We start from the raw sequence: 25,238 nt of genomic DNA on the forward strand, positions 1-25,238 counted from the left end.
AAGAATATAAAAAAGACCAACGCAAAATGGTTACGTCGGCCTCAAGTCATATATAGCTAGCTAGCAACTACAGTATACAAATTTTTTTTCGTAATGGCTAGTAGCTTATTTAGTGCACCCTATTATTAGGTTTATTTCATATAAAAAGCAGCATTATCGAAAAAAATCGACAACACTGCTAACTTCCTATCATCTACAGTTGACTCATATGAGATTCATCTACCAGTCAAACTATTATACTACTTATTTCTCATTCAAAACAGCCTGTTGAGCCGCAACATTAATAATATTCCAAGGACGATCAAAACCAGGTTGGAAGAAGAAGTCCGCATATTCAAGATCTTCGATCTTCAACTTAGCTTGGATAGCAACTGAAATAGCATTAATATTAGCAGTCACATCTTGTTTAGACATAATTTGTGCACCGACTACTTCATGATTGTCAGCATTATAAGTTAGCTTGAAGTAAACTGTGGCATTTTCTGATTCTGGAACAAATTTTGGACGATACAAGTCAGTTACAAAAACAGACTTAACGTTTGCACCGTATGACTTAGCAGTAGCATCCTTGATACCTGTTGATGCAAACTTGTAATCAAAGACGGTCAAAGCAGATGAACCTGAAACACCAGGGAATTTTCTAGTTGGTTTTTCTAAGTTCAAGGCAGCAATCCGACCTTGACGACGCGCATTTGTTGCTAAAGCAATGTGAGCATCACCATCTGTTGGCAAGAACTTAAGATGGGTAGCATCACCAACAGCAAAAATATCTTTTTGACTAGTTTGCATGTAGTCATCAGTGGCAATAGTTCCATCATCGTTCAATTGAAGGATACCTTGTAGCCACTTAGTATTTGGACGGACACCAGCTGCTTCAATGACCAAATCAGCATCATAAGTACCCTTGTCAGTTTCAACTTGAGTTACCTTACCATCTTTACCGATGAATTTTTTAACTGATTCTCCAGCAGCAATTTTTACACCATGTTCTTCCATATTTTTAGCCAAAATATCTGTAAATTCTGGATCCAAATAAGTTCCTAAAACACGTGGCAAAATATCGATAACTGTTACATTCATGCCTGCTTTGGCGAAGGCTTCAGTTGCTTCGTTACCAATGTAACCCGAACCAACAACTACTACATTGTTGATTTTTGGATCAACTGTTCTAGCTTTAAGCTTGATAGCCCAATCGCGTCCACGCATTGAATAAATATTTTGAAGGTCTGAACCTTCTACAGGGATTTGAGTTGGTACGGCACCAGCACTCAAAACTAGTTTGTCGTACTTTTCGGTCCTTGTTGAGTTGTCAACGTGGTTAACTACTTCAACCTCATGTTTGTCCGGATCGATCTTTGTGATTTCTTGTTGAAGAAATACAGCGACACCCTTCTTTGACATTTCTTCAGGCGTAGCATAGCTTACGCTATTAACCTTTTTAACCTTACCTTCGAGATACAATTGCATACCACAAGACAAGAATGATAAAAAGTCGCCCTTTTCATACCATTGAATTTCTGTGTCAGGGTTTTGTTTGAGAAGTCCTTCGACCGTTTCGTACCCACCGTGAGATGAACCCACTACAATAACTTTCATATAGAAACCTCCTCTTATTTATAAATCAATCATAACTTTAATGATAAGTTTTTTCAAGCAAAACAGATGCGAACGTATGGTCGTTTTATGGTAAAATTAAGCAATGTAAGCTTGACACATCAAGTTTGTGAACTGGCTATTTTTTATGGATGGAGGAATACTACTACAATGTACATGCTACTTTTGATCGTCCTCGGACTAATCTTATTAGTCACGGCTCTGATCGTTAAACCGAAGAAACGAAGACGGAAGAAAATCATTACCCTCGCCTTAGTTTTGATAATTGCGGGTGGGTCAGGTGCTTATCAGCTTTATCAAGGTTCAGACAGCAATGGTAATAAAACTACCCAAACCGATGCTAAATCTTCGTCAGAACTAGCCAAATTAAATTATACTGATCAACAGGAAGTTGAGGTAAATAATAACCAACCAACTTTCTCCCAAGCTGATCTAGACGTCAGTAAAGGTGCTTGGCAGAGTTTTGCCGATTTAGATAACCTCAATCGTGCAGTTCAGGCCGACGCACTTTTGAGTAAAAGCCTGATGCCCACCGCTAAAAGAGAGCCCCTTTATGTCAATCCAACCGGTTGGCACAATAAACGGATCAATGGTGGTTGGTTGTATAATCGATCCCATTTAATTGGTTATCAACTGACCGGGCAAAATAACAATCCCAAAAATTTGATGACGGGTACCAGATCATTGAATTCTCCGGAAATGCTGAAACATGAAGACGACATTGCAGATTATTTAAAGCAAAATCCGAACAATTTCATCCGCTACCGCGTTAAGCCAATTTACCGTGGAAACGAGCTCCTAGCTAGAGGCGTGCAGATGATGGCGCAATCATTAGACCAAAATGGCAACTCTGATAAACAAATTATTTTTAATGTATACATTTTCAATGTTGAGAAAAACGTGAATATCAATTATGCTGATGGTACAAGTGTTGTAAATAATAACTAAGGAGTGGTTCAATGAAATACAGTAATGGTGATAAGGAAATTTTCGACCTGATCAAAGAAGAAGAAGGTCGTCAAAACCGTAACATCGAACTTATTGCATCAGAAAACATCGTTTCCGATGATGTTCGTAAAGCTCAAGGTTCTGTTTTAACTAACAAGTACGCTGAAGGATATCCTGGCAGACGTTATTATGGTGGTTGTGAATTTATCGATCAAATCGAGCAAATTGCAATCGACCGTGCCAAGAAATTGTTCAATGCTGAATATGTTAATGTTCAACCGCACTCTGGTTCACAAGCAAACGCTGCTGCTTATCAAGCAGTTCTCAAACCTGGTGACAAGGTACTCGGTATGGATCTAAATGCCGGTGGTCACTTGACTCACGGTTCCCGTGTAAACTTCTCAGGTAAAATGTACGAATTCCATTCATATGGAGTTAATGATGAAGGTTTCATCGATTACGATGATGTCCAAAGAATCGCCAAAGAAGTTCAACCTAAGTTGATCGTTGCTGGTGCTTCGGCATACAGTCGTGTGATCGACTTCAATAAGTTCCGTGAAATTGCTGACTCAGTTAACGCATTGTTAATGGTCGACATGGCTCACATTGCTGGACTTGTATCCGTTGGTCTACATCCATCACCAGTTGGTGTCGCTGATATCGTGACAACTACAACACACAAAACACTCCGTGGACCTCGTGGAGGAATGATCATTGCTAAAGAAGAACTTGGCAAGAAGATCAACTCTGCTGTCTTCCCTGGAACTCAAGGTGGACCACTAGAACACGTGATTGCTGCTAAAGCTGTTACCTTCGGTGAAGACCTTCAACCAGAATTTAAGACTTACATTGAACAAGTTATCAAGAATGCTGCTGCTATGGCTGAAGTTATCAATAATGCTGATAACCTTTCAGTTTTAACTGGTGGAACAGATAACCACTTATTGAATGTGGTCCTAACTGAAACTGATTTAAATGGTATGGAAGTTCAAAACTTACTTGATTCGATCCATATCACAACTAACAAGGAAGCAATCCCTAACGATCCATTGCCACCAAAATTGACTTCTGGACTTCGTTTAGGTACTCCGGCTATTACTACACGTGGATTCGACGAAGAAGACTCTCGTGAAGTTGCACATATTATCGTTGATGCTATTAAGTATCATGACGATGCTGATAAGTTGAAGGAATTAGATGCACGTACTAAGGCTTTGACTGACAAGCATCCTGTGGATTAGTGTTTTTATTTGGAGCTGGCCTTTGGCTGGCTTCTTTTTTTGTGAAAAAGTGGCTGATTTTTGGTCAGCTGCTTTTCTGGTTGGAATTGTATGGTAATTTGGCTTTTGTTCTTTGGATCTGAATTCGTGCTTATTGTTTTACTGGTCGCCCCTATCCATATGGCGGAAACGTGTTGCGGTTAGTTTGGTAAATATCATATTTTTTAGACAAAAAAGCAGCTGATTTTATGTCAGCTGCTTTTCTGGTTGGAATTAAAAGGTAATTGAGATTTAGTTCTTTGAATCTGATTTAGTACTTAATGTTTTGCTAGTCGCTCCCTATTCATATAGTGGAAACGAGCTCCGGAGACGATGCAACCTCCACATAAGCAAGTCAACGCTGCGTGGGCCTGACGGGCCCAGCTCCGCATTGACTCACTTGTGCTCCGGTGGCAGACCTCGTCTCCTCCGCTCTCTTGTTTGAAACGAGCTCCGGCACACAGCGGCCTCCGGTTTAGAAACTGTCAGCAGGCACGGCTTCGCCGCACCTTTGTGATGACAGTCCCTAAATCCTCAGCAGCTAACCGTGTACCTGCGCTCTCTTTATTCTCCCCAGCTGTAATCATTAGGGTCTTGAATTCCACGGCCTGTTGCTTTGTCTAGCATGATTCTTTGTTCGAAGTGGGCTACGTTGCGTTTTGTTTCTTTAACCATGTCTGGGTTAACTGAGACGTAGTCGATTCCGCTTTGAATTAAGAAGTTTGTGAATTCTGGGTACTCTGATGGTGCTTGTCCACAGATCGATACTGTTCTGCCATCTTTGTGGGCTGTCTTGATCAAGTGACGGATTGCCCGTTTAACGGCTAAGTTACGTTCGTCGAATAGACTTGCTACGGTATCGTTGTTTCTGTCACAACCTAGGATCAACATTGCTAAGTCATTTGATCCAATCGAGTAACCATCAACGTACTTGTTAAATTGATCGGCAAGGATGATGTTTGTTGGGATCTCAGCCATCATGTAAATCTTGAAGTCTGCTCCACGAACTAATCCTTCACCTTGAATAATGTCGGTAACTTTCTTAGCTTCATCAACTGTTCTCACGAATGGGATCATGATGTTCAAGTTGGTCAATCCAAATTCGTTACGTACTTTCTTAACTGCTGCAAGTTCTAGTTTGAAAGCTTCGATATATTTTGGATCGTAGTAACGTGAAGCGCCACGCCAGCCTAGTAAGTCTGCTGGTTCGTGTGGTTCGTACTTGTCTCCACCTTTCAAGTTACGGTATTCACTGGACTTGAAGTCTGATAGACGTAGCACTACTGGTCTTGGAGCCATTGCACGTGCAACTTTGGCGATACCATCTGAAAGCATGTTAACGACTTTTTCAGGACGGCCCGTTTCAATCAAGTATAGTGGGTGTTCGTGAATGAATGTTGTCCATAAGAACTCTTCACGCATTAGTCCAATACCATCTGCAGGTAGTGTTGAATACTTGTCTGCAAGGTCTGGATCACCTAAGTTCATCATTACTCGAATTGCTGTTGGAGCAAATGTTTCTGCAGCAACTACTTGTCCAGCTGCTCCTGCTTCTGGTGTCTTCTTCTTGAGCAAGCTATTAACTTTACCACGATATACGACACCATTTTTAGCATCAACAGTTACGACATCACCCGTCTTGAATGCGTCTGTAGCTGCCACTGTCTTACTCTTAGTACCAACGATACAAGGGATCTGCATTTCACGAGAAACGATAGCAGCGTGACAAGTCATACCACCATTGTTAGTAACGATAGCAGCAGCTTTCTTCATAGCTGGTACCCAGTCAGGTGATGTCATTAGTGTTACTAAGACTTCACCTTCCTTGAATTGATCGATATCTTTAGGATCGTCGATAACATGAACGACACCACTTGCCAATCCAGGACTAGCAGGTAATCCACGTACAGCTACTTCTGCATCACTTTCTGATACCACGTTCTCATCTTCTTCTGAGTCATCTTGATTTTTATTTCTTTGTGACCATACGGTTTCTGGACGAGCTTGAACGATCCACAATTTATTTGTGTTTTCATCCAAAGCATATTCCATATCCATTAAGCAACCATAATGGTCTTCAACTTTTTTAACATATCCAGCTAATTCGATTACTTGTTCATCAGTTAGAACTGGTTTGTCTTGGATATCCTTCGGTACTTCTTCTTCGTAAGTACCACCGTTTTCTTTTCTTAGTAATTGAATTGGTTTATTGATAATTGTGCGATCGACGATCTTCATTGATTTCTTGTCGATTACAAAATGGTCAGGTGTAACTTTACCTAAAACGATATATTCACCTAATCCGTAAATACCATCAATAACGATTTGTGACTCGTCACCGTTAGCTACGTTAACAGAGAACATAACACCTGATGCCTTTGAGAAGACCATCATTTGAATAGCTGCTGAAAGAGCAACTTTTTCATATGGGAAGTTTTGCTTGTGACGATAGTATGTTGCACGATCTGTAAAGAGTGATGAATAACATTCTTGCACACGTTTTACAACGTCGTCGCCGCCTTTAATATTTAGGTATGATTCTTGTTGACCTGCAAATGAAGCATCTGGCAAGTCTTCAGCTGTAGCAGAGGAACGAATAGCAACGAATGGGTCTTTTTGTCCAACTTTTTCTGAGAGCTCATCGTAAGCTTTCTTAATTTCGACAGCAAGATCATCCGGCATTTTTGCATCAACGATCAAATTACGAATCTTTTCACAGGCTGTGTGAAGTTCTTCGGAATTTTCATAATCTTTAATACTATCCAACAACGCATTTACGTCGTCGTTTAATCCTGTTTTATCCATGAAGTACCGATATGCGTGTGCTGTGGTTGCATAACCATACGGTACTGGAACGTCCATTGAAGATGTCATTTCACCTAGTGATGATGACTTACCACCAACTAAGTTGACATCCTCACGATGTAATTCGTTGAACCATAAAACATTTGCTGTATCTTGACTACTCATGATAATATTTCCCTCCTTGCGTTAATTGCACGTAATGCCTTCCAAACAAAACCATTTATTTTGTGAAAACGATTACAGCTCTATTGTAAGTCTTTTACTAGCAAATTTTAAGTATAATTTTCATTTTCGCAAAAATATAATACGTCTTTAATATATTTGTGACGTCATATAACGCGGTATATTAGGAAATATGATGATAAAATTAATTTTTAAATTTTTTATAAAAAGCCGCTTTTTGAGTAAAAAAAGATGCTGCATCTGCCCTAATTTGGATGATCAGCATCTTTTTTATTTTTTATTTAGGTCAAAATCACATCAGATTTCTTACCCTTTATTCTCCTAAGTTCTTCTTACGCTCGTGTCGTGCATAAGATCCATACAAGACTAATGCGATTGCTCCGAACAAGACTGGTCCTAAGATGGTCCAGAAAGCATCCATATATGCATGTTCGATGATCGGTTCGAGCAATGTGAAGACGATGGCAGATAGTACAACTAGAAAGACTAAGATCGAAGTTGCCCACATGAAGTTCTTATTTTTGAAAAATTGATATGGTTTTTCAATATCGTCATTCATGCTGAAGAATGGAAAGGCTCCGACTAAGAATAAGTAAGGAACACTAGTTGCTACATTAGCCATCAATGTTAAGACGGCGTACAAGTTTTTGGCATTTCTTCCACCTAGGAAGTCAACTGCCAAGATGATGACACAAACAAAGATTGCTTGCATCCACATGGCAAAAGCTGGCATTCCCTTATCATTCAACTTAGTAACTTTTTTAGGCCAAAAGTCTTTGGGAGTTCCCATGATGAATGATTTTAGTGGTGAATAGATCAAGACGAAAAAGGCACCCATGTATAAGATGAACATATCAAGCGCGGTAAATCGAGATAACCAAGCACCTAAGGTGGTAGCTGCAGCAGTACTTAAACCGATGTGAGTACCGAATGAATAACCTAAGTTACTCATCATCACGTAAGTAATGTTAGCTAAGTTAACACCGTCTTTTCCGATGACGTTGTTCCAGTTAGTACTGATACCCCAGAAGAAGATCGTCAATGAATACAAAACGGCGATAATTCCAGCTGATATCAAAATACCTTTCGGAAAATCACGCTTGGGGTTTTTCATACTATCAGTGACGCCACCCATAGATTCCAAACCACCATAAGCAAAAATTGCATAAACAATAAATGAAAGCATCCCGATCGGTGAGGCAAATTCTGGGTTCGGTGACTTGATGAAAGTACTGATCCCATTGATCGGTTCAGCCATGTGGAAACCTGATAAGAAGATCATTGCAATACTCAATCCGAAGAAGACAATGTTCAAGATGATCATCATCGTTCCACCGAATGAAGTAAATTTCGAGATCTTATCGATTCCTCGTGAAGCCGTAAATGTAACAAAAATGATCCATAAAACTGCCAACAAGCCGATCGTTTGTGTTGAACTTAAACCACCGAGATGCCAGCTTTGTGTAGTATCATGTCCGGCAAAAAATGTTGCCATCGGGATCCACACTTTTGAAGAGGTCGACACTAGCCAAACTTCCCATGAAGCTAACCAAATAAAAGTTCCGGTAAAGGCTAATCTTGGTCCGATGGCTCCTTCGATCCAAGAATAAATTCCACCTTTAGCTTCGTTATAAGCTGAACCGTATTCTGCCATCATAAAGCCGACTGGCAAGAAGAAAAAGATTGCAGCGAATAAATACCAAATAATACTTGCTAATCCCATTTGCTCATAAGCAACAGTAGTATTAGCGAATCCAAATACGGACGTAAAAATCATCATGATCAAGCCAAACATCGTGATGGTTTTCTTCGTCGAATTACCTTCGTTCATTTTTCAAAAATCCCCTATTCCCTCATGTTTACAAATTCATATCTGTTTTAAAATTCAATGGTGAAAAGTCAGTTGACTGCGTGATCAATTTTGCAGTCAATTCTTTATAGCCATCGAGAGCTGTTTTAGCCATTTCCTGTGAAGCCGATGTCAAAAATTGTGGTAGTTGATCATCGTCTTTACTTAAGGACTTGATGTCAAAGTCTCGCAACATCTTTCGTAGTGTAATGTTGATCGATTTTTGTTGCTCCTTGAACATCGTGCCTAATTCAGGATAGTGGCTGTCTAATAAGACACCAGCTAATTTAAAGGTCCAATATGCAGACTTTTCATCGTAAGGCAGTTTTCCAATTTTATATTCCTCGGGGGTATCCGTGATCCCCATATAAAACGGAACGTAAACGCTTTGCGACGAAACGCCCATGCTCAACCACTGAACACCAGCAATTTCTGGTTTCAGATCAGGTCGGATCTGTAGTACATGTGATTCTTGGGTCTTCGCCAAACTGATCGGACGATAACGCTTGTTATTAGCCGATTTATTCAATGGATCAAATTCAGTTCCTTCAAAATGCGAACTTAAATATCCTTGCACATCATCGATACTCAATAACCGATCAGCTTTTTTAATGAAGTCGAGTTCTTGACTTTCAGGACTTTCATCCGTTTTTCCTGAAAATTGTTGTTGACCATACCAAACTCTAGGCGTGCTATAAATAGCATCAGATTGGTCATGCGTGCCAAAAATCTTCCGGAAATTAAAAGTTTGCGGAGTGGCATTCAAGTTGTAATCATTCACAAATTCTTGAATGTCTAACTTAAACATGAAATTATCTGGATCATTGAAGTCAATTTCTTGGATAGCCAATTGGTTAGCAACTACGGCGTATGAATCATCCGGGATCCGTTGTGCTACCCAGTAATGTCCGGAACCATTTTCAAAATACCAAACTTCTTTTTGATCAGAAAATAGCACTCCGTTGGTTTCAGAAGTTCCGTATTTTTCAACGATCTCGCCTAAACGTTTGACTCCTTCACGAGCAGTTTTCACGTATGGCAAAACGACCGTGACCATTGCTTCTTCGCCGATTCCATCTTTGACTAGTGGATCAACTCCTAAAACGGCTTGGTTAGAATAAGCACTTTCTGTAGCACTCATGGCAACACCGAATTCATTGAAGCCATCCTCTTCAAAAAGTCCTTCTTTGTCAGTCCATTCAGGAGTGGCTGAATACTTGTAGCGGATCTGTGGAAGCTCCATTGTAAAACCATTTTCGTTTGAAACGTATTTTTGTGGCTCATTAAACTCTTCGTGTGGATGAACGACGAAATGTTTTGGCCAAGAAGCTTTGGCATCTTCGTTTCGACCGATCATAGTAGAGCCATCGATCGAAGCTTTTCTACCAACTAAAATGCTAGTACAAGCAGATAATGAAGCCTTGTTGTACTGTAATGTCATAATTTCACCTTACTTAAATTTTACTGCGGTCCCGTATGCTGCGACAGTCTCCATGTCTTGGCTGATGGAATCAGAATCGAATCTCATCATCACGACAGCATCGGCACCCATTTTTACTGCATTTTCTTTTAGACGCTCAATTGCGATATCACGAGCCTCAGTTAGAAGTTCGGTGTAAGCTTTAATTTCGCCACCGACAATATTTTTCAAGCCGGCACCAATATTTTTGACGACATTTTTGGATTGAGTAGTTAAGCCAAAAACCTCACCAATAATCTCATATTGTTGTCCAGGAATATTTTCAGTTGTAGTAATTAAAATATTATTATTATTCACAATTTCACCTCATATTCAAAAATCAGTCCAGTAAATAACATACCACAACTGACTGGCTAAATCTTTCAGATTAACATTATTTAACCTTGACATAAACTTTTATTTTTCATACAATTTTTAAGTATTGAAAAAACTACTGGGCATTCGCCAAATGGTAAGGCAGCGGACTCTGAATCCGCAATTTATTGGTTCGAACCCAATATGCCCAATTTTTTTATCTTGTGATGTTTGAGATGATCCGAAACCTTTATTGGTTTCGGATTTTTTTGTTTGTTATAGAGTTTGTGTGGTGGTTTGTTCCCGGTACTGAGGGGTTCCAGAAATATCGCCGTGGAACGCCATGGACGCCATGGACGCCATGGACGCCACTTTGAACCAATCGAGAAGCCCACTCGATTGTTTCAAAGCTGGGTCTTTCACTAAGCGGTAAACCGCTAAGTGAAATTTCATGGCTGACGGCGAATTTCTTCCACCCCTCAGTACCTAAGTTGGTATAAACATATTTTTGTGTGAGGGATACAGTACTTAGCTTTTTTCTGCAAACTTGCTGCGGTTTTTGATGGTACTTCCTTTTCCTTTTTCAACTTTTTTTATTTTTCGTTGTTCTCCCTATCTTTTTGATTTTCTCTGGTTTTATCATCGGTAGCTATTTAATTTTGCTTTCATTTTTTGATTACTCTTCTTTTTGCTCTTTCACTGGCTCCTTCGTCGCCGTGAAAAACGCTGTAGTACTCAATCTGGCACGCAAAAAAACCACATCCTGTTCTTTTTGATGTGGTTTTTTATGAAATGTTGGGAACTTAGATCTCCGCTTTTGATCTGTCTCCTTCATTTTTTATTGAAGATTGCAGAATTGTATTGCTTTGTGTATTGCGGTTTCTTGCTTTTTTAATAAGTATTCTCAGCTTGCAGTTCAGCTAAGACGATTTTTTGTTTTACGTCGATTTCTTTTGCTTCTGGTTTGATTGTTTGTTTAATCATTTCGATAAGTTTCATGATCTCAAATCCTTTCATTTAGGTAAATGTAAAATCATAAATTACTATCCTGGAACAACTAAATAATAACTTCTTATCATAGAATAAATGATTCATATTATAAAAGTTATATTTACAATTGATGCTCAAAATTTTCTGATTTGATATAACTATATGTCATGACATTACCTGTAAAATTGCCTTAAAACGGGTCCAAGTCGCACTATTATTGGTTTGTTGTGTTGTTTCTTTTTCTCTGAAAATGCTTCTTGGATCGTGCTATTTTTACCCCCTATTTAGATGTATCTATACTATAATCTAGCAGATTTTTTCTGTCTATCCGAAAACAATATACTGGATTACAATAGAATTTATAATGAATCCGAGGAGAATAATATGACTTACAAACTTATTGCCATCGATTTGGATGACACTTTATTGAATACTCAAAAAACTATTTCTAAAGGAAATGAAACAATCATTAAACGGGCTTTGCAGCAAGGTATCAAAATTGTTCTTTGTTCTGGTCGTACTCATAATGCTGTTAAAAATTATGCGGATCAACTTGGTATTTTGGGCGATGAGCAATTTTTGATCACTAATGGTGGCGCTATTATCGAGACTGCTTCACAAAATATTTTGTATGAAGAAGCCCTCAGCAACCAATTTTATCGTGATTTTGTCAGCTTCGTTAAGAAAAATAAGTTGCACTACAATGTTGTTGACGACAAATCTAATACTTACACTAGTTCAGAAAAATGGTTCGACAAGTATACCATCGCTCAAGCTTATGAAAACGACAGCGGTCTTTTTATCCGCGAACCCGACGAGCTCCCCGACGATTTCCAGATTCTCAAGGCAATTATTAATGGAAATAAAGATGAACTCGATAATATATCTGACTTAGTTCATCAAACCTATGATAAAGACTATTTCGTTGTTAGAACCGGAGAAGGATTCCTAGAAGTTTTCCCTCAAAACGTCAACAAAGGATCCGCTTTAAAAATGCTAACGAAGAAACTAAATATCGACTTGGAAAACGTTATTGCTATCGGTGACCGTGACAATGACATTCCAATGCTAAAATTAGCGGGCAAAGGAATTGCCATGGGAAACGGTCAACCTGGTGTCAAAGACGTCGCTGATTTCGTTACAAAAGACAATAATGAAGATGGCGTTGGATATGCTATTGAAAAATTTGCTCTGAACTAATGGGCATGGAAAGAAACTCTGTGTGTTAATGGAGATAATACAATTCAATCTTGCTTATACAATTGCATTACCACTATCAGTGTTCGCTGAAGATTGATATCTCTCTGAGAAAATTCCCAGGGAAAACTACATTTTCAAATCAAACAAAAAAAGTAGCTGAAGTTAAACTTCAAGCTACTTTTTTTTGCAGGAAATCCCTGCTTGTTATTTACCTAATAATCGAAATACTAACGATAAAATCGCATATGAGAGCATGTAACCCAAAACAAACAATGTTGTGAATGCCAACATCCAAGTGCCATAAATGGCCGCATAGATCAAAATCTGGCTATTAGCGATTACGAAGATCATTGCGATAGTAATGCTCATTAAAATTTTAACAATATTATTTTCAATATATCCTTTAAATGCACTTCTGAAATCAAAACATTTAGTTTTCAATTAAAACGCCCCGATCGTAGTAGTTTGTAATCATAGTGTACCACTTCCTTGGGACAATTTAAAAACAATTTATGCAAAAGCCGCAATCAAATTTTCCTTCAAGAAATTAGAAACACCGTAACCACTATTCAAGAAGACAAAGTGCTTACCATCATAGTCAAACTCGATTTGATTTTTAATATCAGGGTCCTCAGACAAATTAGAAATCTCAGCCAAAGGAATCTTAACTCGAACCGTTTTACTCAAACCAGTCATAAATGCCAAAGATAAAATCCCTTCGCCAAACTCAAAAGCAGCATATCCATTAAAAGTCTCTTCATTTGGACGAAAAATTTGTACATAAGTAAACATATCGATCACTATCCTTTGTTTATATTTCCTAACAAAGCCAGTGTAAAGTATGAAACGGGTTTTAGAGCAACCCCCAAAATCAAATTAATCAATATCAGCCAATTTAGCCTGCAAAATAGCCACAGCCTCATCGGCCCCATGATAAAAATTAATATCCGAAAAATAATCGGTCCCAGAAATCATAGCCGATAAAGAAGCCACTTCAGAATCATGCAAAATAATAACCGGCTTCTCAAACAACTCAGCACAGGCCAACTCATAACCCACACCAAGACTAGGAACAGAAGAATCAACCACAACCAAATCAGCTTCCCTCAACCAAGCAACATCACGATCACGGATCTGCTTATCAGACAAAACCTCACCTGACTCAGACAAATTAGCATCGCCCACATGCTCAGTCAAAACATCATGATCCACCTTCAAAAAATCAATCAAAGCCCGATAAACATCAGCATGGTCACGACCACCACGAATAGAACCAGCAAAATAGATTTTCATAAAAACCTCCAAAAAAAATAAATAAGAAAATAAAACACACAATCCAACGCGAGTGTGCGAGAAACGAGCACAAGAGCCTAAAAACACGAATGCGAGAATGCGAGAGTGCGAGAGAGAATCGAGCACGCGAGCCAAAAGAGAAAGCCAGAGAAGAAAAAATAATGTTCAATCTTATCCAACAAGTAAACAAACAAAAGATTGCAACAAAAAGGTACGTCAGGAAACAAAATGAGCGGAGCTCTAGTCCCGCGAACCGAGAAGCAGCCCGGAAATCAAACAAAGAAAATCTTGCGCATAAGAATAGGAAGCACCTATTTCCCCACTAACAAAGGGGGGGGATTGCTAAAACCTAGACGGAGGGGCCCGGGATACACACCTCAGCCGCCAAATTCCTCTTGGCGACGAAGGAGCTTAGAGGAAGGCTCGTATTGGAGATGTCCGGGTGAACTTCCCGGATAGCTTCAATCGATGCCGGCAGCGTTCCAGTGTGTGTATCCCGGGCCCCGGAGTCGGCATTGAACCACCACACCAAACTACCACCTCTATCCCACCAAACAAACAACAAAATCCCGTCTAAGCAAAACGCCTCTGTCTGCTCTACTCTCTCACCTCAAGAAAAAAGAGCCAGCCAACAGGCCAGCTCTAAATCCTAAAAAATAGACAAAACAAACAAAATCAATGTCCAAATACTAATATTGATCTTCCCCTGACGACTAACCTCAAGCGAAGTCCAATTGATCCAACCAAGCAATCCATACTGGATAACCCCAATCAAAACATTAGCCAAAGTATTAGCGGTAGAAGAAGTGCTCATAGTAACAATAGTAGCCAAGATACCGCCCAAGGCAAATGTCATAGCCATGTTAACAATCAAGACCTGCTTATACTCAACCTCTTCCTTACGCAAAATAAGTTGAAAAACAAAATAAACAATAGCCAACAAAACAGCTGCAGCAACCAAAGCCAAAAAGACAACCAAAAACTTGTTCATCTTTTCAAACCCAGTAGTCAAAGCAAAGTTAACATACATTGCTGTAAATTGAGTGATCAATGCGATCAAAATCACGCCGATCAATGAGCTTCTTTTAACTTTATATAAAATTCCCATTACATTACTCCTCTTTTAGTAGGCCAACTAGTGATGATTTAGCAGCTTTGTTCGATGGAATAAAGCCAAACAACAAACCAACTGCACTAGATACCAATAGTGAGATCAAAATTGAATAGATAGTGATAACCGCCTTAAACGGCAAGAAAGCATTAATGATCAAGACCGCCAAGTACCCGAGGATGATACCGATGATTCCCCCGATAACACAAAGGACGATACTTTCAGTCAAGAACTGATTCCGAATATTATTACCAGTAGCACCAAAGGCTCTTCTAATACCGATCTCGTTGCGTCGTTCTGAAACTGTAATGTACATTACGTTCATGACACCAATACCTGCGATCAATAATGAAATACCAGCTACTAAGGCAACAAAGTAAGTTACGCTATTCAAGACTTTTTGGAATGATTTCATCGATTTAGTTGGATCATCGATATGGTATTTCCCTTCACGGCGATATTCTCCATTGGCCTTGATTTTCTTCAAAACAGCTTTAGAAACTTTCTTCTTATTCTTGCCATTTTCAATCGTCAATTTAGCCTGATCTTTATTGGAATTAGCTGAGAAAATCCGCTTATAAGTTCCTTTAGAAACTAAGACATTAGCTGAGTATTCGTCGCCACCATCAGACACTCCCCGGACGATGAACATGTCCTCACCGATTTGGATAGGTTTGCCGATAGCCGAAGATTTCTTGAACAAGTCTTTTTTGACACTTTGTGAGATGATCACGTCGTATGAATTCTTGTCATTCAAGATGGATTTTTTAACATTTTTGGGCCCATCGGAAGACTTCTTGATTGGTCCTAAATAAGTCTTCGAACTGTTGCCACGATATGATAGCTTAACTGATTTAGTGTTGTCATAACTAGATAATTTGACTGATTGAACACCGTCAACATCTGACATCAAGGCAGCATCCCCTTGAGTGAAGCCATCAATACTATTTAAATCAGTCGAGTTAGTAACATAAGACAACGATACTTTATTAGAAGCATTGTCCTTACCTAACTCTTTAGTAATACTTTGGGTGAAACCATCCCCAACAGCTAAGATACTAATAACACTGGCAATACCAATGATGATACCTAACATTGTTAAGAGGTTTCGGTTCTTATTTTTCATAATTGAGCGAAGTGCGATCGTTAAGTTTTCCATTAGTCAGACACCACACTTTTCTCATTTTCATACAGACGACCATCACGGATATGAACCGTCCTCATTGCAAAGTCTGCAACTTCTTGGTCGTGCGTAACCATGATAATGGTCGTATTAAATGTTTCATTTAGATGTTTAAAAATATTCATGATCTCCAAACTCGTTTTGGAGTCCAATGCCCCTGTTGGTTCATCAGCAATAATCAAATTAGGATTATTGACGATTGCTCGAGCAATAGCAACACGTTGTTGCTGTCCACCGGAAAGCTCGCTTGGAAGATTATTTTCTTTACCCTGTAATCCTACTTGTTCGATCACTTCATCGATCACTGACTTACGATCAGTGATCGTTTTAGACTTGCTGTAAATCAACGGGATCTCGATATTTTCGTATACAGTATACGAACTTAGCAATTTGAAATTTTGAAAGACGAATCCGATCTTATCTCCACGAACGCCAGATAATGTTGCATCGTCTTTATTCTTGTAGTTTTCATTTTTCAAAAAGTAGTCCCCGGTATAATCGTTGTCGAGCAATCCTAAGATATTGATCAAGGTCGATTTACCAGAACCTGATGGACCCATGACGGCAAGAAACTCACCATCGGGAACTTCAAGGTTAATATCAGACAGGGCTTTAAAATCGTTTGCGTAGGTCTTACCTACATTTTTAACCTTTAACATTCTTTCACCCCACTCCTATTTTAAGACAAGTTTTTGTCCAGCTTTGATACCAGAGTGTGTGTAATAGAAGTCGCCACTCTTATCTAAAGTAAGGTAGACTTTTTTCTTAGTATTGTCTGATTTTAGAACATAAACATAGTCGTCATCTGTAACAGCATTCTTAGGGATCTTGAATCCTTTAGAGTTACCTTTGATTTGAACGTGCATACCAAATGTTAGGTTTTGATCAGCTGTTACTTGGAAGTGATAGTAAGAAACTGATGAAGATGAGTTGTAAGGAGCTTTGTCAATTTGTGTGACAGTTCCATACATCTTCTTACCATTATTCTTATAAATTTGCATGTCGGCATTGTTCTTAATGTTTGGTAGTTCAAATTCATTAACGTTACCTTGAACTACTGGCTTGCCATAAACGAAGTAATTACCTTCAGTGTCTTTGATCAAAGTACCAGAAATTGGTGCGACAACTGTCCGATTAGCTTCTTCATTTAATTCAGCCAATTTGCTTTGGTCACTAGTGATTTGAGCATTGTTTTGTGCGATTTGTGCACTATTATCAACTGTTGGTGTAGCAGCCATCAATGCTGAGGCATCTGAATCATCTGTACTATCAGCTGTTGTAGTAGTTGCAGCACTTTGTTGTGATTGTAGTGACGCATTTGATGCAGTCAATTGTTGGATATCAGCGTTAACTGCACTGATTTGACTACTCATATCTTTACTGAAAGTGAACAAAGTTTGGCCTTTAGTAACCTTTTGGCCACTCTTCATTGGTTGAGAAGTCATCGTTTCTTTTTCTAGTGCTTTAGGACTAACTGATTCTTTTTCATCAGGTGCGACCATACCACTGTAATAGCGTTCTTCTTTAGGTTGAACGGTGTAAGTATCATATTGGCTTTGGCCTAATTTACCGTTGAAAGTTGCAACAACAACGATTGCCAAAACTAGAAAGAGGGCACAAACGCCCCAAATTGCGTAATCAATTTTTTTACTCATAATCTTCCCCATATCTAAATTCTACAAAATCTTAGTTCCATTATATATGTATTTGTTAACAATGTATCAATGAATTCGATTACAGTCTTAACTTTTCTCAAAAATTTACCAGAATTTTACTTTTGTTGGATTTAACTCAATGAAAATCCTTGATCCTTCAAAAACGGACCAACATCTGGACGACGGATCTCCTTGAAAAAGTCGACATTCTTATCTGTCCATGTACTATCTTGAGCATTGGAGTTCCTCGACAAATAGTACTCTCTTACCTTTTGATCGTAATCGCCGATGTTAGTTAACTGCTCGACATCATAGTGATCTGTTGCCACTTGGTTAGACAAAGGCATTCTTGGTTTGACTTGATTCTTACCGTTGGGGATCCCAACCGTCAATCCATACAATGGGAAGGTATATTTAGGCAAATGTAACAATTCAGCGATCTGACGGATGTCATTTCTAATACCACCGATGTAGCAGATTCCTAGTCCCAATGATTCAGCAGCTGTTGCCATGTTTTCAGCTGCGATCGTCGTATCCACGGTTGCAACTAGTAACTGCTCCATCGACTTAATACCATCTAACGACAGGCCACGTCTTTTTAGCATCTGAGCTTGACGATACAAGTCAGCCACAAAGACATAAAATGCCCCCGTTTTCTTGACATAAGGTGCACTATTGGTAATGTCCGCTATAGTATCACGTAATTTTCCATCAGAAATTTCAATAATTGAAAAAGCTTGGACAAAGTTTGATGAAGAACCACTTTGAGCAGCTTGCAATAATTCCTTTTTCACTTCATCTGTCAAAGGTTCATCTTTAAAGTCACGGACAGAAACGTTTTTTTTCATTTGTTCGATAATTGGATCCATTACGATTCCTCACTTCTTAATCAATACCACTAGTTTACAACATTTTTAAATATGATATCATTTTCATATGAATAATTTATCATATGTGAGGTGCTAAATGAACGATATTTTGCAGATCGATTCAAAAATATTAAATGAATCACAAAAGATCATCAAAGTCCTCAGCAATAAAACACGTTTTCAAATGCTTTATTTGTTGGAACAACAAGAGCTTTCAGTCTCGCAATTAATGAAGCTTTTGAACATGGAACAGTCCGCTGTCTCCCACCAACTAGCTACCTTGAGGAAATATCAATTAGTCAGTACAGAACGCGATGGAAAAGCCAACTACTATCGTCTAAATGACCCCCACATCTTGGACATTATCAATGAAACGATGGAACACGCTAATCATGTGTTAAGGGGAAAAAAGCATGGTGAATGATCTTAACGTCAAAAAAAGTTTAACTATTGAATATTTCTCGACGGCTTGGATGGCCTTAGAGTTCATCGTTGGCCTCTACTCAGGCATTAGTGCTGGTTCGATCTTGTTGATCGCCTTTGGAATGGATAGCATGCTCGAACTGATCTCCGGGTCGACCTTGATCTGGCGTTTGAAAAAAGAAGCAGCCCACCAATCCGCTGAGGTCATCGAAAAAGCCGAAAAAAAATCATCCCTGATAGTCGGGACGATTTTATTGTTATTAGCGATTTATGTGACTTTCGTTTCCATTTACAACTTATTCACTCATCAAGTTGCTGATGAAAGTATCTCAGGTATTTTGATTGCTATCGTTTCATTAATATTAATGCCAATTTTAGCCGTAAAAAAACGCAAATTCGGCAAATCGATCAATTCAGATGCTTTGGTCGAAGATGGTATGTGCAATATCACTTGTGCTTACATGGCAGCAACCGTCTTGATCGGTGTGATCGTAACTGCCCTATTCAACTTGTGGTGGATCGATTCTGTTGCGGCTTTAGTCTTGGTTTACTTCATCGCCAGTGAAGGTCTGGAGTCGCTAAAAAACGGCCTCGGAAAATAACTAATCGATCTTCTTTTCTTCCAAACTCTTGATGACTTTAGCGGGAACTCCACCGACTAAACTATTATCCGGCACATCGTCAACAACGACCGCACCAGCGGCAATTACGACATTGTTACCGATCGTAACACCCGGAGTGATCGTAGCCTTACCGCCGATCCAAACATCATTACCGATCTTGACCGGTAATGCCTTGGCGAGATACTTACGGCGACCGATAGGGTTCAGTGGATGATTGACTGTATAAATATCAACATTAGGACCGATTTGAACATTGTGCCCTATCGTAACAGGAGCGATGTCCAAAATCGTTAAATTGTAGTTGCTTAAAAAATCTTCTCCAACGTGAATATTTTTCCCATTGTCGCAATTAAAAGTCGATTGGACTGAGACGTTCTCGCCACTGGAACCAAAAATTTCTTTGATTTTTTTCGTTTGTGCTTCAGGATCAGTTGCGGGTATTTCATTAAATTCTTGGCACAGTTTAGCAGCATTGGCCTTTCTTTGGACTACTTCATCATCGAGGAAGTAATACCACTCACCATCATCTCATTTTTCAAGTTCTGACTTACTCATAATTGTCACCTTCAATTCTTATTAAGATAATTATAGTGCTTTCATGAAAAAGTTAACAAAAAACCGATATCATTTTCGATATCGGCTTTTTTCGTTAAGGTAAAGTATTTCCGGCAGCAAAGTAAACGTCGTACCATTCTTGGTTAGTCAGCTTAACATCAGCACCAGAAGCACTATCTTTAATATGATCTGGATTCATTGTTCCGATAATAACTTGCATCTCGGCTGGATGTCTCAAGATCCAAGCAGTGGCGATACCATTCTTGCTGACGTGATATTTATCAGCTAACTCGCCAAGCTTTTGATTCAATTCTGGGAACTTGTCATTGTTGATAAACGTCCCTTCAAACATCCCATATTGGAATGGTGACCAAGTTTGAATAGTTGTACCTTTACGTCTCGAATATTCAAGAATACCGCCATCATGGTCGATTGAGCGTTCATCTTTCATATTTGCATGTATACCAAAGTCAACCATTCCTGTATGCATAATACTGAATTGCAATTGATTGATCAGCAATTTTTGATCAAGATGTTCTTGCAAAAAGGCGAACTGTTGCGGATTAAAGTTGGAGACACCAAAGTGACGGACTTTCCCAGCCGTTTGCAATTCGTCGAATGCTTCAGCTACTTCTTCTGGTTCCATCAGTGGATCTGGACGGTGAAGCAAAAATGAATCAAGATAGTCGACTTGCATTCTTTCTAGGATACCATCAACAGCTTCGATAATATGTTTCTTGCTGAAATCATATCTCTTACCGAAGACAAAACTACCGTGACTTCTGTTAGGATCCAACACGATGCCACCCTTTGATTGAATATACAATTCATCACGACTAACGCCAGATTGTTTGAGAGCCTCACTGAAAACTTTTTCCGAGTCACCTGTGCCATAAATATCAGCAGAATCGATGTAGTCGATTCCAGCATCTTTAGCGGCATCCAAAGCTTTTGCTGCCTGGGCAGTCGTTAAAGCTTCCATACGCATGATACCTAAAGCCACTGCTGAGGTTTCCCAGTTAGTTTGACCAATATTGATTTTTTTCATGTCTTTCTCCTTCGTTAAAACGATAACTACAACTGTATAATAGTCCTTCTAGTTAGGTCGAAGGCAAGCGTTTATACAAAAATAATTTTTCATTTTTCAATTTAATAGTATTTAATGCAAAAAAGATGGTCGTCCCTTGATTAAGAGATCGACCATCTTATTTAATTTACATATTTATGCCACTTTAATCGTTTCAACCAAGTTTGTTGAGCTGATTTTCCAAAGGATTTATGTTTTTTGAAATATTCACCGTTTTGATTTAAATAGTATGAATTTTCAGTATCCTTGGAATACATCTTAATAATCTTAAGCAGTTTTTTCTTAGGTTTATCATGGATGATCGGTACAGCAACTTCCACACGACGGTCCAGGTTTCTCGTCATCATATCGGCAGATGAGATCCACAGTTCATCATGGCTATCGCCATATTTGAAGTGGAAAATTCGACTATGCTCCAATAATTCACCGACGATACTTTTAACCACAATATCCTCACGGGCACCACAAATACCTAGCTTCAAAGAACAAGGTCCTCGAACGATCAGTCTGAATGGCAATCCTAATCGAGCTGCCCGATAAATTTCGTTGATAATATCAATATCGGTCAAACCGTTGACCTTCATGAAGACTTGCCCTTTACCAACACGTAAGTATTCTTTAGTAGCACGCTTAATGTTGTTGATGATCATAGGCTTGAGCTGATTAGGAGATGTAGCTAACAAGTCGTAATCAGTTTCTTCATAGGTCTTGAGACGGTTGAAGAATTTTGTAGCATCATGAACGTAAGTCATATCGCTCGTGAAAAAGCTAATATCCGAAAAGACATTAGAAGTCACCGCGTTATAGTTACCGGTTCCGATCTGAACGTATCCAGTATCGTCTCCACCTTGTAAGACGAGGCAAACTTTGGAATGAACTTTGTTAACGCGATCGCCGTACAACACATGGACACCGCTAGACTTCAAGACTTCCGATACGAGTAAGTTATGCTCTTCATCAAACCGAGCTCTCAACTCAACCACCGCAGTAACGTCAATGCCCTTCTTAGCTGCACGTTGCAGTAATTTAACTAGTTGCGATTTCTTCTCCGTCCGATAGATCGTAATACAGATCTTTGTCGTTTTCGGATCATCGACTGCAGCTTCCAAATATTTAAGAAAAACGCTGAATGAGTCATATGGATATTCTAGTAATAAATCATTGTTATTTAAATATTGTAAAATATCTTTCTTTTCTTTCCATTTGCGTGGACGGAATTTTGTGAACACTAAATTAGGCTGATCTTTATATTTTTTGAAAAAGCCGTTTAACAGTTTTAAATCGATCGGTCCCGGTATTTTGTATACACTCTTCTTGCTTAATCCAAACAAAGCTGCGAAGTAGCTTCTCCCCCGGGGACCGGCGCATTCAAACTCAACTCGTGTGATCTTGCGTGGATCACGCGAGTTCAAATATTCTGTCATCTTAGTCAAATATTCTTGATCGGTCAGACTTTGATCTAAAAAGTCGTATTTCTTATTTTTGTCATATGTGACCCGGAAAATATAACTCTTTAAAACATCATATTTGCGAAAAATATCTTCGGCGACATTCAAGATGACATCTTCCAATAAAATATAATGATCAGGTATCCCGGTTGAGACTAACCGGTCAAGTCCATCTGGTATTGGAACGGTATACGTGTGGCCTTGTGACTGCATCAAAATATTTAGATTGTTTTTGAATTGCTTTTGGTTGGAAAAACCTTCAACTTTCAACTGATGAGAAACAGTTTCAGTGTAATAATCTTTAACTTGTTGCTTTTCAAAATCACTCAATTCGTAATATTTCATCAAGTGGAAAATATTCTTTTCTTTGCATTTTTCGAGCAACAAAGAATAAGCCTCATATTGCTTGGTAATATTTCGAATATTAAATTCATGCACTAAACTCAAAACTTCGGCCCCGCTCAGACCAGTTCGCTTTTCGAGCTTTTTACTTCCTATCATACTGTGGATATTGTGCATCCGAACCTTAAAAAATTCGTCCAAGTTATTTGAAGCAATGGCTAAAAATCTTAACTTTTCCAAAATTGGTACATTTGGATTGTATGCTTGATCGATGACTCGATTATCAAACAACAACCAACTTAAATCCCTATTATAATATTTACTTTTCATCTCTTAATTCCTTTTCGAAAGACTCAAAATCATATTCCACTTGCTTTGCATAACTGTTAGTGAAATTCATTAACGAGTTGGCAATATCGGCGTATTCTTCCCCAAAGCCGATAATTAGTGGATAGTTTGGTGAATGTGAATGTGCTCTGGCTAGCAAGATCACACAAACTTGAACATAGTCTTTGAAAGAGGCGAAATCTAATTTGTCCAATTTAATGGATGACTTCATATCTTTAAATTGGCGCATGTAAAAACTGTATTGTTTCGTATCAAACGCTCCTAAAAATGGATCCGATGCACTCTGCAAGATCAATTGACTGTCAACGATGTTTTGTCCTTGACTGACATTGGAATCAGAATACAATTCGTCATCATTGTAAATAGGAAGAGCTTGTTTAGCTTGCAATACTAAGTAGTTAGAATCCAGATCTTCCAGTAGGATCAAGTAGCAAAGTGTCCCCACACTTCCTACACCTACACTATGTCTGACCACGTCAATGATATCGAAATCCTCTAGGAATAAACGAACATCACTACGTTGGTGCTTTTTGTATTTCTTGTAGCCTTCGACTAGATCTTGGTAATCCTTCTCACTAATGTGCTGTGTTACTGGTTTGTTCTCAACAAAACGACGTTCCCCTTTGTCATTAAGTTCGGTATATTTCTCAATGACTAACTTAGAATTACTCTTCTGAGCCTTCTTGATCGACTTGGCGATCACTTTAATGAAGGAATCTTGGAAGTATTCTTCGTTATTCTTTAAATCACCAAAAATTTGCGTAATATTTTGCAAAGTGTTAGGCAAAATAAATCTTTTCATTTCGGAAATCTTTGTCATGTGCTTTAGTGTATCGAAATAAGTATCAACCACTGACAATAAAAATTCTTGAATTTCAGATTCTTCGAATCCATGATCACGGGCAACAAGCAACGCACTAACGAGCAAACGTTTTAGGTCGTACTCCCAATGACCTAAATGAGCCTCATCAAAGTCGTTCATATCAAATAATAATTGGCCTTCAGATGATCCATAAAAACCAAAATTACCAATATGAGCGTCTCCACCAACTAAAACCCTGATACCACTATTCTCATGTCGCGACAAATCGTAATGCATCACATCGACCGTTCCTCTTAAAAAGGCGAACAGCGATCCTGACATACGTTGGCGCTTGACTGCTAATAGTTCAGGTACTAACAATTTGTTCTTGATGTTTAATATCTTATGAATATTTCTTTTCTTCGGTTCAAATTCATTAAACGAATCAGAAACAGTGGTAGCAAAAAAGCGACCTTTGATTACTAATTGTTCGGTGCTTTTGAATGCGTCAGTATCCTGAAATCTATACGGTGTTTGGCTCATACCCTTCATCTCCTTATTATGTATTATACAATAGCTTTTGGAGTTAACTGATGGTTTGTCAAAATTTTTATATTATTGTTTGTGTTAGGTGAATATTTTTATTAAACATAGTTTAAAATATGTTTTCGGTGTTGTGTTTTTTATGAAAATGGTTTTATGATTGGAGGTTCACTGCCGGTTCTGCGGGAGGTTCCGGGAATTGCGCTGTGGAACGCCATGGACCCACTTTGAACCAATCGAGAAGACCACTCGCTTGTTTCAAAGCTGGGTCTTTCACTAAGCGGTAAACCGCTAAGTGAAATTTCATGGCTGACAGCGAATTCCCTCCACCTCC

General features: G+C 38.8%; 21 protein-coding genes, 1 tRNA gene and 1 pseudogene. 6 read left to right on the forward strand and 17 right to left on the reverse strand.

What is annotated here, in order from left to right; translation table 11 throughout:
* Positions 1-243: 243 nt before the first annotated feature.
* Positions 244-1,596, reverse strand: a complete 1,353-nt coding sequence (locus EKM69_RS01955) for an FAD-dependent oxidoreductase (RefSeq protein ID WP_125707582.1) — start codon at positions 1,594-1,596, stop codon at positions 244-246.
* Between the two features lie 168 nt (positions 1,597-1,764).
* Here EKM69_RS01955 and EKM69_RS01960 point away from each other — a divergent pair, with 168 nt between their 5' ends.
* Positions 1,765-2,562, forward strand: coding sequence for a DNA/RNA non-specific endonuclease (locus EKM69_RS01960; protein WP_125707584.1), 798 nt, complete (start codon positions 1,765-1,767; stop codon positions 2,560-2,562).
* An 11-nt stretch (positions 2,563-2,573) separates the two neighbouring features.
* Positions 2,574-3,803 carry a serine hydroxymethyltransferase gene (glyA, locus tag EKM69_RS01965; protein ID WP_125707586.1) on the forward strand — a complete coding sequence of 410 codons (1,230 nt, stop codon included), beginning with the start codon at positions 2,574-2,576 and terminating at the stop codon, positions 3,801-3,803.
* A 582-nt stretch (positions 3,804-4,385) separates the two neighbouring features.
* Here the strand turns inward: glyA and ppsA are convergent.
* The 4 genes from ppsA to EKM69_RS01985 form a co-directional block, all read right to left on the reverse strand.
* Positions 4,386-6,791, reverse strand: coding sequence for a phosphoenolpyruvate synthase (gene ppsA, locus EKM69_RS01970; RefSeq protein ID WP_125707588.1), 2,406 nt, complete (start codon positions 6,789-6,791; stop codon positions 4,386-4,388).
* A 331-nt stretch (positions 6,792-7,122) separates the two neighbouring features.
* A complete protein-coding gene (yjeM, locus tag EKM69_RS01975; RefSeq protein WP_125707590.1) occupies positions 7,123-8,640 on the reverse strand; it encodes a glutamate/gamma-aminobutyrate family transporter YjeM in 1,518 nt (505 codons plus the stop codon).
* Positions 8,641-8,668: 28 nt separating this feature from the next.
* A complete protein-coding gene (locus tag EKM69_RS01980; RefSeq protein WP_125707592.1) occupies positions 8,669-10,099 on the reverse strand; it encodes a C69 family dipeptidase in 1,431 nt (476 codons plus the stop codon).
* Positions 10,100-10,108: 9 nt separating this feature from the next.
* A complete protein-coding gene (locus EKM69_RS01985) occupies positions 10,109-10,435 on the reverse strand; it encodes a heavy metal-binding domain-containing protein (protein WP_125707594.1) in 327 nt (108 codons plus the stop codon).
* Positions 10,436-10,572: 137 nt separating this feature from the next.
* Here EKM69_RS01985 and EKM69_RS01990 point away from each other — a divergent pair.
* Together EKM69_RS01990 and EKM69_RS01995 are read left to right on the forward strand one after the other, a co-directional pair.
* Positions 10,573-10,644 (forward strand) — tRNA-Gln (locus EKM69_RS01990).
* A gap of 1,162 nt (positions 10,645-11,806) precedes the next feature.
* Positions 11,807-12,622 carry a Cof-type HAD-IIB family hydrolase gene (locus EKM69_RS01995; protein ID WP_125707596.1) on the forward strand — a complete coding sequence of 272 codons (816 nt, stop codon included), beginning with the start codon at positions 11,807-11,809 and terminating at the stop codon, positions 12,620-12,622.
* Positions 12,623-12,826: 204 nt separating this feature from the next.
* Here the strand turns inward: EKM69_RS01995 and EKM69_RS12250 are convergent, their stop codons facing one another.
* From EKM69_RS12250 to EKM69_RS02030, 8 genes are all read right to left on the reverse strand, one after another.
* Positions 12,827-13,063 (reverse strand): hypothetical protein, encoded by a 237-nt coding sequence (locus tag EKM69_RS12250; protein ID WP_225423808.1) that lies wholly within the window; start codon positions 13,061-13,063, stop codon positions 12,827-12,829.
* 69 nt (positions 13,064-13,132) lie between these two features.
* Entirely contained in the window at positions 13,133-13,414 is a 282-nt protein-coding gene (locus EKM69_RS02000) for a hypothetical protein (RefSeq protein ID WP_125707598.1), read from the reverse strand.
* An 84-nt stretch (positions 13,415-13,498) separates the two neighbouring features.
* Positions 13,499-13,915, reverse strand: coding sequence for a nucleoside 2-deoxyribosyltransferase (locus EKM69_RS02005; protein ID WP_125707600.1), 417 nt, complete (start codon positions 13,913-13,915; stop codon positions 13,499-13,501).
* A 649-nt stretch (positions 13,916-14,564) separates the two neighbouring features.
* Positions 14,565-15,023 carry a hypothetical protein gene (locus EKM69_RS02010; RefSeq protein WP_125707602.1) on the reverse strand — a complete coding sequence of 153 codons (459 nt, stop codon included), beginning with the start codon at positions 15,021-15,023 and terminating at the stop codon, positions 14,565-14,567.
* A 4-nt stretch (positions 15,024-15,027) separates the two neighbouring features.
* Entirely contained in the window at positions 15,028-16,152 is a 1,125-nt protein-coding gene (locus EKM69_RS02015) for an ABC transporter permease (protein ID WP_225423809.1), read from the reverse strand.
* Between the two features lie 32 nt (positions 16,153-16,184).
* Positions 16,185-16,868 carry an ABC transporter ATP-binding protein gene (locus tag EKM69_RS02020; RefSeq protein ID WP_125707607.1) on the reverse strand — a complete coding sequence of 228 codons (684 nt, stop codon included), beginning with the start codon at positions 16,866-16,868 and terminating at the stop codon, positions 16,185-16,187.
* 15 nt (positions 16,869-16,883) lie between these two features.
* Entirely contained in the window at positions 16,884-17,864 is a 981-nt protein-coding gene (locus tag EKM69_RS02025; protein WP_125707609.1) for an efflux RND transporter periplasmic adaptor subunit, read from the reverse strand.
* Positions 17,865-17,995: 131 nt separating this feature from the next.
* Positions 17,996-18,733: an NADPH-dependent oxidoreductase gene (locus EKM69_RS02030; protein ID WP_125707611.1), complete on the reverse strand. Its 738-nt coding sequence runs from the start codon at positions 18,731-18,733 to the stop codon at positions 17,996-17,998.
* 97 nt (positions 18,734-18,830) lie between these two features.
* Between EKM69_RS02030 and EKM69_RS02035 the strand changes: the two genes are divergently transcribed.
* Both EKM69_RS02035 and EKM69_RS02040 read left to right on the forward strand, forming a co-directional pair.
* Positions 18,831-19,157 carry an ArsR/SmtB family transcription factor gene (locus EKM69_RS02035; protein WP_125707613.1) on the forward strand — a complete coding sequence of 109 codons (327 nt, stop codon included), beginning with the start codon at positions 18,831-18,833 and terminating at the stop codon, positions 19,155-19,157.
* Complete coding sequence (locus EKM69_RS02040) at positions 19,147-19,758, forward strand: cation transporter (RefSeq protein WP_125707615.1); 612 nt, start codon at positions 19,147-19,149, stop codon at positions 19,756-19,758. The genes EKM69_RS02035 and EKM69_RS02040 overlap by 11 nt, the downstream gene beginning before the upstream one ends.
* On the opposite strand, the pseudogene EKM69_RS02045 reads toward EKM69_RS02040, so the two are convergent.
* From EKM69_RS02045 to EKM69_RS02060, 4 genes and pseudogenes are all read right to left on the reverse strand, one after another.
* A pseudogene (locus EKM69_RS02045) lies at positions 19,759-20,334 on the reverse strand (sugar O-acetyltransferase).
* Between the two features lie 94 nt (positions 20,335-20,428).
* A complete protein-coding gene (locus EKM69_RS02050; RefSeq protein WP_125707617.1) occupies positions 20,429-21,382 on the reverse strand; it encodes an aldo/keto reductase in 954 nt (317 codons plus the stop codon).
* 161 nt (positions 21,383-21,543) lie between these two features.
* A complete protein-coding gene (gene ppk1, locus EKM69_RS02055; RefSeq protein ID WP_125707619.1) occupies positions 21,544-23,541 on the reverse strand; it encodes a polyphosphate kinase 1 in 1,998 nt (665 codons plus the stop codon).
* Positions 23,531-24,904: a DUF2252 domain-containing protein gene (locus tag EKM69_RS02060; protein ID WP_125707621.1), complete on the reverse strand. Its 1,374-nt coding sequence runs from the start codon at positions 24,902-24,904 to the stop codon at positions 23,531-23,533. Before EKM69_RS02060 ends, ppk1 begins: the two co-directional genes overlap by 11 nt.
* Positions 24,905-25,238: the final 334 nt, after the last annotated feature.

The sequence above is a fragment of the Companilactobacillus zhongbaensis genome (assembly GCF_003946515.1).
Taxonomy (GTDB): Bacteria; Bacillota; Bacilli; order Lactobacillales; family Lactobacillaceae; genus Companilactobacillus; species Companilactobacillus zhongbaensis.